The sequence below is a fragment of the Acinetobacter sp. ABJ_C1_1 genome, from assembly GCF_044684115.1.
Lineage (GTDB): Bacteria > Pseudomonadota > Gammaproteobacteria > Pseudomonadales > Moraxellaceae > Acinetobacter > Acinetobacter nosocomialis_A.
The window spans coordinates 231,512-242,425 of the sequence record NZ_JBITPU010000003.1; the positions used below are offsets into that span (position 1 = coordinate 231,512).

General features: G+C 38.5%; 13 protein-coding genes. All 13 read right to left on the minus strand.

The features are described from left to right. Positions 1 to 12: 12 nt before the first annotated feature. Positions 13 to 786 carry a TatD family hydrolase gene (locus ACG59Z_RS06860; RefSeq protein ID WP_311087771.1) on the minus strand — a complete coding sequence of 258 codons (774 nt, stop codon included), beginning with the start codon at positions 784 to 786 and terminating at the stop codon, positions 13 to 15. A gap of 17 nt (positions 787 to 803) precedes the next feature. Continuing rightward, complete coding sequence (locus ACG59Z_RS06865; RefSeq protein ID WP_001183024.1) at positions 804 to 1,145, minus strand: PilZ domain-containing protein; 342 nt, start codon at positions 1,143 to 1,145, stop codon at positions 804 to 806. Between the two features lie 12 nt (positions 1,146 to 1,157). Then, positions 1,158 to 2,138 (minus strand): DNA polymerase III subunit delta', encoded by a 981-nt coding sequence (locus ACG59Z_RS06870; RefSeq protein WP_396520671.1) that lies wholly within the window; start codon positions 2,136 to 2,138, stop codon positions 1,158 to 1,160. A gap of 11 nt (positions 2,139 to 2,149) precedes the next feature. Then, positions 2,150 to 2,911 (minus strand): 3-deoxy-manno-octulosonate cytidylyltransferase, encoded by a 762-nt coding sequence (gene kdsB / locus ACG59Z_RS06875; RefSeq protein ID WP_263613589.1) that lies wholly within the window; start codon positions 2,909 to 2,911, stop codon positions 2,150 to 2,152. Between the two features lie 9 nt (positions 2,912 to 2,920). Continuing rightward, positions 2,921 to 3,931, minus strand: a complete 1,011-nt coding sequence (lpxK, locus tag ACG59Z_RS06880; RefSeq protein ID WP_263613588.1) for a tetraacyldisaccharide 4'-kinase — start codon at positions 3,929 to 3,931, stop codon at positions 2,921 to 2,923. Between the two features lie 2 nt (positions 3,932 to 3,933). Further along, positions 3,934 to 5,661, minus strand: a complete 1,728-nt coding sequence (gene msbA, locus ACG59Z_RS06885) for a lipid A export permease/ATP-binding protein MsbA (RefSeq protein WP_263613587.1) — start codon at positions 5,659 to 5,661, stop codon at positions 3,934 to 3,936. Then, a complete protein-coding gene (locus tag ACG59Z_RS06890) occupies positions 5,658 to 6,086 on the minus strand; it encodes a biopolymer transporter ExbD (RefSeq protein WP_000669682.1) in 429 nt (142 codons plus the stop codon). Before ACG59Z_RS06890 ends, msbA begins: the two co-directional genes overlap by 4 nt. A gap of 16 nt (positions 6,087 to 6,102) precedes the next feature. After that, the gene (locus ACG59Z_RS06895; RefSeq protein ID WP_396462986.1) at positions 6,103 to 6,738 is read right to left on the minus strand and encodes a MotA/TolQ/ExbB proton channel family protein; all 636 of its coding nucleotides are present in this window, start codon (positions 6,736 to 6,738) and stop codon (positions 6,103 to 6,105) included. 49 nt (positions 6,739 to 6,787) lie between these two features. After that, the gene (locus ACG59Z_RS06900; RefSeq protein ID WP_396520663.1) at positions 6,788 to 7,675 is read right to left on the minus strand and encodes a ParB/RepB/Spo0J family partition protein; all 888 of its coding nucleotides are present in this window, start codon (positions 7,673 to 7,675) and stop codon (positions 6,788 to 6,790) included. Beyond that, on the minus strand, positions 7,672 to 8,454 hold the full coding sequence (locus ACG59Z_RS06905) for a ParA family protein (RefSeq protein WP_263613584.1): 783 nt from the start codon (positions 8,452 to 8,454) through the stop codon (positions 7,672 to 7,674). Before ACG59Z_RS06905 ends, ACG59Z_RS06900 begins: the two co-directional genes overlap by 4 nt. 21 nt (positions 8,455 to 8,475) lie before the next feature. Beyond that, positions 8,476 to 9,108, minus strand: coding sequence for a 16S rRNA (guanine(527)-N(7))-methyltransferase RsmG (gene rsmG, locus ACG59Z_RS06910; protein ID WP_032007248.1), 633 nt, complete (start codon positions 9,106 to 9,108; stop codon positions 8,476 to 8,478). 87 nt (positions 9,109 to 9,195) lie between these two features. Continuing rightward, entirely contained in the window at positions 9,196 to 9,885 is a 690-nt protein-coding gene (gene murU / locus ACG59Z_RS06915; protein ID WP_396462984.1) for an N-acetylmuramate alpha-1-phosphate uridylyltransferase MurU, read from the minus strand. Continuing rightward, positions 9,885 to 10,898 (minus strand): aminoglycoside phosphotransferase family protein, encoded by a 1,014-nt coding sequence (locus tag ACG59Z_RS06920; protein WP_400198586.1) that lies wholly within the window; start codon positions 10,896 to 10,898, stop codon positions 9,885 to 9,887. The genes murU and ACG59Z_RS06920 overlap by 1 nt, the downstream gene beginning before the upstream one ends. Positions 10,899 to 10,914 lie beyond the last annotated feature (16 nt).

Below are 10,914 nucleotides of genomic sequence, written 5' to 3' on the forward strand. Positions count from 1 at the left end.
AGTTTCTATAAGTTAAATCGCTTTGAGTAAATTTTCGAAATTTTGCGAGGTGATTCTTGCAATTTCCTCAATCGATTTATCATATACATCACTAAGTGCTTTCGCTACATAGGGTACGTATTTTGGTTCATTTGTTTTACCACGATATGGCACTGGAGCCAAATAAGGACTATCTGTTTCAATTAAGAGTCGATCTAAAGGTACTTGCTTGGCAACATCACGTAAATCTTGAGCATTTTTAAATGAAACAATCCCTGAAAAGGAAATATAGTAACCACAGTCCAATACGGCTTTTGCTGTTTCCCAGTCTTCAGTAAAACAATGCAAAATACCATGCGAAGATTGTTCAGCTCGAATAATATCCACCGTATCATGTTTTGCTGAACGTGTATGAACAACTACTGGCTTTTTGACATTTTTAGAGGCTTGAATATGCCGAGCAAAACAAGCCTTTTGCTCATTAATAAAGTCAGTACTGTGGTAATAATCTAAACCTGTTTCGCCTAAAGCCCACACTTTTTCTGATTGAGCTAACTCAGTCAAATACTCAGTCGTTGCTCGAGCCATAGTATCTACATCCTCACAAGGATGCACACCCACCGTATACCCAACATCTTCATGACGCTTTGCGATTTCAGCTAAAGCAACATGATCATCAAGGTCAACTGAAATTGCCATAAACTTAGAGACACCTTCTGCTCGTGCAGCAGCAAGTGCAAGATCTAAATCACCGTTATAAGGCGTTAAATCTAACATTGTTAAATGGCAATGGGTATCAACAAACACTGTACTTTCCTATCTGCTTACATGGTATAACTTGGACGATCTAAAGACATACTACCAGCTAAAATCCGCTCAGCTTCAGCTTTATAGTAAATTCCTTTATCACCACTCAATTGAATTGCGAAACCTTGCGGTTTAAATCCACTTTGCTTATGTGAAATCCACACTACTTTACCAGTTAAAGGAATTTTTTGTGATTGTTCTGGTAACGTAGCTAAAATAAAAATTTCTTGGCCCATCTTCACTTTTTGCTTCGATGGCACAAATAAGCCCCCACCTTGCACATACCCCATATAGCTTGCTTGTAAGGTTGCTCTATCAGGAATATTGACCTGAATAATTCCACCCATTTGTGGTTGCATTATAGTTTCCCCTTAAACGTTCATTAATTTTATAAAAAGTTGATCTGTGATGAGTTGTGTTTGTACATTTTGTTCAACCAATCTTTTAGATTGCTGTAATTCCTCATAAAGACTGAATAAGCTTTCTAAATTATAGTTTTGTGCCAATTGATCAAATTGTAAATCAATATTTTTCTGTGGTTGGTTCAGCTTGACACAAATTAAATCCCCTAACAAGTATTCAAGAAGCATCATAAAATCGCTAAAGTTGAGCTCTTTCTGCCACTTAGCTGAATAAAATAAAGGCATATTTTTTTGGTTAACTACCTTAGTCCAGTCTTCTAAAAATGTTTGTCTTTTCGCAAACCAATCACTAGTAGCAATTTCGACTGCTTGCAAAGGCATATCATTAGAAAGACCTAACAATAATTCAGGTGGTACTGCCGCGTTTTCAGCCAAATGCTCATTTAGATAAGATGTTGCCTGCTCATAAGAAATACGGTCTAAAGCAAAATGCTGTAAGCGACTTCGAATGGTAGCTGGTAATTTCAAATAGTGATCAGCCAACAAAATTAAAACAACGCGCTCACCGGGTTCTTCTAAAGTTTTTAACAGTGCATTTGATGATGCAAGATTTAAAGCTTCAGCTGGTTCAATGACAATAACACGCCATCCTTCACCAGTTTGCTGTACAAATGGCAATAAATCTCGAATTTTTTCTATTTTAATTTTTGCATTCTGTTTTTTATTTTCTTCATCAGTCGTGATATGAACATAGTTCGGGTGCGTGTCTGATTTTAACCATTGACAGCTACTACATTCTCCACAAGCCCCCTGAGGCTGCTTATTTAAACAAAGTACCCATGCTAAAAAATGCTTGGCAAAAGCATGCTTACCACAACCTTGTTTACCATAAAATAATAAGCCATGCCCAATATTAGGAAAACGTGTTGTTAACGTTTCCCACATTGTCTGTTGCCACGGATAAACCTTAGAAGTCACATTCTGATTCATTAAATTAACACTTACTCAAAAGACTCAACAGGCATATTATTTAGACGGTCAAGATCTGCTTGGGTGTCAACACCTGGCGGTAAATTCGCTTCTGCTACAGCAATAGCAATACGATGCCCGTTTTCTAAAACACGTAATTGCTCAAGACTCTCTAGCTTTTCAAGTTTACCCATATCCCATGTAACATATTCTTGTAACAAGTTCACACGATAAGCATATAAACCTAAATGACGAAATGCTTGGGTATGTAAAGTTGGTTCAGCTTGTTTAGCACCATCTCGATCATAAGGAATAGTTGCACGACTAAAGTACAAAGCTTCATTTTGATTAGACATAACCACTTTCACAATGCTATCACGCTGAAACTCATCTAAAGCATGAATAGGCTCACATAATGTAGACATTGAGCAATTTGGTTTTTCAACTAGAAGCTTCGCAACCTGCTGAACAAGTTGAGCTGGCAGTAAAGGCTCATCACCTTGTACATTTACAATAATGTCATCCGCATCCCACCCCTTAATACAAGCAACTTCACTCAAACGGTCAGTTCCCGATGGATGGTCAGCACTTGTTAAAACAACATCAACACCCTCTGCACGGCATATTTCAGCAATACGTTCATCATCGGTTGCTACACACAGATCATCGAAACCTTCAACTTTCTTTGCCTGATCTACTACGCGTAAAATCATAGGTCGGTCATGAATAAGTAACAATGGCTTACCTGGCAAACGCGAACTTGAGAAGCGTGCTGGAATAACGATGTGTTTCATTTTTTCTTCCTAAGATATTTGAATATCAAGCTTTTGCAATTGCTGATTTAAAACCTGATAGCACTCTTCAGACAAAACAGCTTTAACAGGTACGACCCAAATAGGCCGTTTAAATTCTGGACGCTTTTCAAGTAAAGGCAACAACTTAACAGCATCTTTTTCAGTCGTAATGATAGGTTGGTCATCATTAAATAAAAGGTCATCAATAACATAATCATGATGATCACGAAAAGCATGCTCTTGAAATTGGTTTACACCTAAACCTTTAAGTGTTTGGTAAAAGCGCTGAGGAAAACCAATACCAACTACTGCATGGTAATTATTTTGAGTATTGAATGATAATTCAGTTGCTGAAGAAGGATTCAATAAGTAAGGTTGTCCAGCATCCAGATGCATATGCATTGCTGTTGATGGGGCAAATGCATGTTCGATTACTGTACCCGTTTTTAAACGTTCAGCAGGTTCACGCAAATAGCCTTCTGGTAATAACTTTCTATTTCCAAGGCCACGATTTTGATCAAGCACGATCCATTCTATTTGACGACCTAATGCCCAATGTTGCAATCCATCATCACTAATAATTAAATCTAGTTTCATCGATGCTAATAATAATTCGATTGCCGCTTGTCTATTGGGTCCTACTGCCATAGGTACGCCAGTTGACTGTACAATCAAAGCAGGTTCATCTCCTGCTTCAGCTGCCTGACTGGCTGATGTTACCAACATAGGAAAAGGACCAACTCCACCATAGCCCCGACTAATTACACCTACTTTTACGTTATGTTGTTTTAAGTAATTAACCAGCTCTATTAATAATGGGGTTTTGCCACTACCACCCACTGTAATATTTCCAATCACCATAACCGGTACAGGCGCGTCATAGACCTTTTTAAAACCTGAATTATAAAAATGACGATTCAATAAAAACCCAGCACGATACAAACATGATAATGGACGCAAAACAACCAACCAATTTGATTGCTTATTCCATGCATTTTGTATCAGCTGGGCTAAAGACATGCTTAGTTGTCCTCAAAATTACGCTGATGTAATTGATAATAAGCACCATGCTTAGCAAGTAATTCTTGATGAGTACCTTGTTCAACAATTTGTCCACGATCTAATACGACAATACGGTCTGCATTTTCAATTGTAGATAAACGATGAGCAATCACAATCGTTGTACGGTCTTGCATCGCCTCATCAAATGCTTGCTGAATAAAATGTTCAGATTCGTTATCAAGCGCACTTGTAGCTTCATCTAAAACGAGAATAGGCGCATTTTTCAAAATTGCACGAGCGATTGCTATACGTTGACGTTGGCCACCCGACAGATTTAGCCCTTGAGCACCTAGGACAGTATCATAACCATTTGGTAAATTCATAATAAAGTCATGGGCATAAGCAGCCTTTGCCGCTGCGATAACTTCTTCATCGCTCGCATCGTGTAGCTGACCATAAGCAATATTTTCACGTACAGTTCGGTTAAACAAAACAACTTGCTGATTTACCATCGCAATTTGTGTACGTAAACTTGAAAGCTCAATATCACGTATTGGCAAGTCATCTAAATAAATTTGACCACTTGAGACTTCTTGGAAACGTACCAACATGTTCACTAAAGAGGTTTTACCAGCACCAGAGCGCCCTACCAATGCAACAGTTTCACCTGGACGAATATCTAAAGAAAAATCTTTAATCGCCTGAGTGCCATCAGCATAGTTAAGTACAACATGGTCAAAACGAATTGCACCTTGCAACTGAGGTTTAAGCTGACCACTATTTTCTTCTTCAGGTAAATCTAATAATTCAAAAACTGAATGTGCTGCCGCTAAACCACGCTGCAACTTCTCATTAATATCAGTTAAGTTTTTAACAGGTTTAGAAAGAAGACCAGCTGCCGTAATATATGCAACAAACTCACCCGCACTTGTATTACCTAAAATTTGTGGTCTTAAGGCTAACCATACAATAAGAGCCATTGCACAAGCCATGACCACTTGAACCACTGGGCTATTTAGGTTTTGCACAATCACCATTTTTAAACCGCGTTTTAAGTTCTCTTCAGATGACTTATAAAAACGCTCTTGTTCTGACTCTTCACCAGCGAAACTTTTAACAACTGCACTACCACTAATACTTTCTTGAACTACATGGTTAACATCCCCCATAGTGTCCTGAACTTGTAGTGAAAGTTTACGCATTCTTTTTGAAGCTCTACGCACCAAAACACCAATAATAGGTAAGAACACCATAATACAAAGAGTCAGACGCCAATTTGTATAAAACAAATAACCTAACAATCCCAGCGTAATCATGCCATCTCGAACGATGGTTTTTAATGACTCCGATGAAGCAGCTGTCAGTTGCTCGACGTTATACATAATTTTGGCTGTGATATGTCCCGAAGAGTTATCGAGATAATATTGAGCTGGTAGTCTTAAAAGTTTTGCATAAACTTCTTGGCGAATGCTAAAAACTAAACTACGTGAGATAACAGCAGTATAGTAGCCACCCATAAATAGGCCTAGGCCACGGAAAAATACCAATAAAATGATTAATAAAGGGAACCAATCCAGATCCGCTCTACTCGCATTTTGAATTGCATCAATAATAAATTTAATGAGCTTAGCAACAGAAACCTCTGTTGCCGAGTTCATACCGAATCCGATAAGAACTAATAAGGCCACGCCCCAATAAGGTTTTAAATAAGATATGAGACGCAAATAAACCTTAAAATCTTGATTCACTCAGAAAAACCTCTAGAAGGAACTTTGGTACTAATATTGATGTTAACAAAACCGAGTTGTCCTGCTACATCCATAACGCGAATAACATCCTGATGAGACGCTTTTGCATCAGCAGCGATGATAAACATAAAATCACGGCGCTCTTGAGCAATTTGCTTAATTGCAGTGCTCAAATCAGCCACATCTTTGCTAGATAATGCCTGACCGTTGACAGCGTAATGACCGCTAGAGTCTACCACGACTTCAATTTTATGATCGTACTGTTTTGGTGGGACACCTTGGGCATCTGGTAAAGTTAAATTGATGCGACTTGGCTGATTAAAAGTGGTAGATAACAATAAAAACACCAGAATGAACAGCAAACAATCAATCATAGGCGTCAAATTGATATGAATGTCTTCAACTTGAGAACGTTTAAACTTCATATTTGTTCCCTACCCATCAACCAACACGGCGATGTTCTTGCGCAACTGAAGAACGCTTGTAAAACAACGATGCATGGAAGAGTGTAGATTGCTGCTCTAACTCCGCAATGTAATTTTGCACCACTCTTTGAAAATAGCGATATGAAATAAGAGCAGGAATTGCAATGAGCATACCAACCGCTGTCGTGATCAATGCTTTTGAAATACCAGGAATCATTAAGCTTGGGCTACCTGCCGAACCAAAATCAATCACAAGAAAAGACTCAATAATCCCTACAACCGTTCCAAGTAACCCAAGTAAAGGTGCAATAGCACTTAAAGTTCCCAAGAAGTTAATATTTTTTTCTAAATAAGAAATTTCTTGAGAAGCCATTGCTTCCATTTGAGCCCGAGCAAATTGCTCTCCATGCTCCTGATGCTCAAAACCAGCTTTTAGAATATTTCCTAATGCTGTGCTTGGGGCATCAGTATCTTGCTCTAAATTCGTGATGATATGAGAAATATCTGCACTACCATCACTCATCAGTGCTTTAGGCAAAACTTGTGAACGTCTTAAACGTATAAAACGCTCAATACTAATAGCGACTGTTAAAATTGAACACAAAATTAAAGGCAGCATTAACCAGCCGCCCGCTTTCACAAGTTCCCACATATTTTCTTCCCCAAGAATATAAATTAGAAATATATGACCTAACTTAGAATTAATCTGGTAAACAAATATTCAAAATACCATCTAACTCATCGAGTGAATGATAATGAATAACAAGTTTACCTTTACCTTTCTGGTTATGATCAATTTTAACATTGGCACCAAATCGTTCAGAGAGTTTCTGTGTCAATTGCTCGATATCTGGTGCAACAGGAGTTTTTTCCTTTTCCTGTTTAGGTTCGTTCCAATCACGAACCAACTGCTCAGTCTGACGAACAGATAATCCTTTTTCGATAACAATGTTGGCAACTTCAAGTTGCTCTTTACCTTTTAAGGTCAGGATCGCACGAGCATGGCCCATATCAAGCTGACCTTTTTGCATAAATTCTTTAATATCATCAGCCAAACTCAATAGACGCAACAAGTTACTGACTGTTGTTCTCGCCTTACCTACAGTATCGGCAATTTCCTGATGACTTAAACCAAACTCATCATGAAAACGTTGCAATGCCAAGGCTTGATCAATTGGGTTTAAATCTTGACGTTGAATATTCTCAATAAGTGCTAAAGCAATCGCAACTTGGTCATTTAAATCACGAACAATTGCTGGAATTTCAGTTAAACCAGCAATTTGTGCTGCACGCCAACGGCGCTCACCTGCAATGATTTCATAAGGATGAGCTTCATCATCTACAGGACGAATAACGATTGGTTGCATTACCCCATGTTTTTCAATAGAGGATGCCAACTCTTGCAAATCATGCTCATGAATAAAACGACGTGGCTGATATTCACCTCGTTTCAACAAATTCACATCAATTTGCTTTAACTGCCCGTGATCCAGTGCTTGAGCTTCTAGCTGTAATTTTTCTTTTTGAATTGAACCAAGTAATGCATCTAAACCACGCCCTTTCGCCAATCCGCGTTTTTTGATGCTCATACTTTACTTCCTTTCTTTACTTTACTTTTCTTTAACATCTCAGCTGCAAGATTTAAGTATGCAACTGCACCCTTTGAACTCTTTTCAAAATAAATAACTGGCAAACCGTGTGCAGGCGCTTCAGCCAATCGAACGTTACGAGGAATCACGGTGTCATAAAGCTTTTTACCAAAATACTGTTCTAACTCAGCTGATACATCACGAGTTAAAGCATTACGCGCATCATACATTGTGCGTAAAACACCAATAATTTCTAAATCAGGATTTAATGCTTTTTGAATACGATCGATAGTTTGGGTTAAATCAGCCAAACCTTCTAATGCATAGTACTCACATTGCATAGGAATGATTACACTATCTACGGCAGCTAAGGCATTTACCGTAATTAAACTTAAGCTAGGTGCACAGTCAACAATAATGTAGTCAAAAGAATTTCTAACTTCGTTCAGAGCATTCTTTAAAATGAATTCACGGCCTTCTTGTTCGGCAATTGCCAGCTCAACACCAGAAAGCTCACGGTTTGAACCCAAAACTTTATATCCAACCTCTGCCTTTTGAATTGCAGTTTCAATTGGCACTTCACCCAATAAAACATCAGTGATTGAGTAAAGTAGATCATTCTTTTGAATACCAGACCCCATCGTGGCATTACCTTGTGAATCTATATCAACAAGTAACACACGTTTTTTCAATACAGCAAGTGATGCTGCAAGATTTACTGCAGTCGTTGTTTTACCAACACCACCCTTTTGGTTTGCAATCGCAATAATTTGAGCCATGGTAACCCTAATACTTTTTATTTAAATTCGTTGAAGTAAAAGTAAATGACGTTGTTCATCAAGTCTTGGTACATGCAGTTCAATCACTTTACATGAAAATTCCTGCTTAAGCTCTTCCATTTCTTCAACTGGAATCAGTCCTTTCATCGCAGCAATTATACTCTGCTCATGCAAATATGGACGCGCAGCATCAACAAAATCAGTTAACGATGCAAATGCACGACTTGTAATCACATCAAATTGGCCAAGCTCATCAATTGTATCTTGATTTTCAACACGTGTTTGCACAGCTACTACGTTTTTAAGCTTAAGGTCAGCAATAAACTGTTTCAAAAAACGAATTTTCTTACCATTTGAATCAAGCAATACACATGAGCGTTCCGGCTGACATAATGCAATGATCATGCCTGGCATACCGCCACCTGTACCTACGTCGAGTAACCGGCCTGCTGGCAAATCTTTCAAAATACTTAGGCTATCTAACAAATGCTTCACTAACATTTCTTTCGGATCACGAATCGCTGTTAGATTATAAGCTTTATTCCAAAGTACCAAAGCATCTTGATACTTCAACAATAATGTCAAAGCTTCATCGCTAAGCGACAAACCTAATTTTTGACTACCCTGTTGTAACTCTTGAAAAAATGGATGCATAAACAGATAACATCTAAGTAAAATTTAAAACAAAGTATACCCATTTATGCATCGTGGAACACTATTTAACGATTAGCGATTACGCAGTTAATCGTAGAAGCCTTCACGAATTTGCAAATCTAGCTCCATTAAGCGTTCTGGCGTCCCCACATCTACCCATGCACCCTTAAGCTTTTCAGCAGATACCTTTTGATTTTGCATCGCTTGCTTTAATAGTGGAGCTAAAGGACGTTTACCAGGTTCCAATCCATCAAAAAGCTTAGGATGGATAACAGATACACCACTAAAAGTGAGGTTCTCACCCTTCACATCTTGATCGAATGCAAAAGCGCGCCCATCCAATAATGTAAAGTCGCCGTCAGGATGTTGTTTAGGATTATCAACTAACACAAGATGAGCCAAATCATCATTTAGCTTAATATCGCGTAGAGCTTCAAAATCCATTGTGGTCCATACATCTCCATTCACTAGAATAAAAGGGTCTGTTCCAAGCAAAGGCAAAGCATTAATAATTCCGCCAGCTGTTTCTAGCCCTTCTTCTTCTCGTGTCCAACGAATGTCCACACCAAATTGAGAGCCATCTCCCAAGCTACTGATGAGTTTGTCTGCTAACCACGCAGAATTGATGACTATTTCGGTCACACCCATATTCTTAAGTTTTTCAATATGCCACACAATAAGTGGTTTACCGCCGACCTCAAGCAGAGGCTTTGGTGTATATAACGTGAGTGGACGCATACGATTGCCCAAGCCAGCAGCAAGAATCATTGCTTTCATTATGCGGCTACCTCATAGGGACCATATTTCTCGATAAATTTAGGCATTACTATGTTATTTATAAATACCATAAACTCGTCAAGTTCAGCGTAACCACGGCTCTCTTCAAGTAAATACCACATGACTCGCGGCAAGTCTTTTAAATATCCAGACTTACCATCTCGCTCAAACAAACGGACAAAAATACCCAAAATTTTGATATGGCGTTGAATTGCCATTAAATCGGCATCACGCTTAAATTGCTCAAAAGTTCGGTTTTGTTTAGCAGATGCTGGTAAAAGCTCATAGAAAACTTTAAACCATTGATAAACACGCTCAGCGTTCCACTGCACATATGCATCACGTGTAATCGAGATTAAATCATAAGTATCGGCACCAATAACCGCGTCTTGGAAATCGATTACTCCCAATTCCTCTTCATTGGTAATTTTCATTAAATTACGACTATGAAAATCACGATGCACAATAACTTGAGGCTGAGCCAATGCAGCATGAGCTAAGAAATCAAATGCATCATCAATAGTTTTCTTTTGCTCAGCCGTTGGATGAATCCCAAGTGATGGCAACATCCAATCCGTTAATAGCTGCATTTCAGACACAAGCTTTTCATAAGAATAAGCTGGGAAATGATCAGTACCATTAATTGATTGCAAATGAGTGAGCTGCTTAAAGCTTTGCTCGTAGTATTGATCAACTGTTGCATCATTCAATAATGTCGACAACAGTACATCACCAAAGTCTTCTAACAACAGAAAACCTTGAGTTAAATCTTTTGCAACAATCTGAGGTACTCGAACCCCATGACCCGCAAAAAACTCGTCAATCGTTACAAACGGAACACAGTCTTCTTTTTCAGGAGGCGCATCCATAAGCATATACGTTTTATTTTGTAACTGGATGCGAGCATAACGACGAAAGCTGGCATCCCCTGCTAAATAAGCGATCTGAAATTGATCATTTTCAAGAACAGATGTAAGCCATGTATGTATCAATTGTTCACGTTGTGTATTCATTTGCAATAAAATCTAA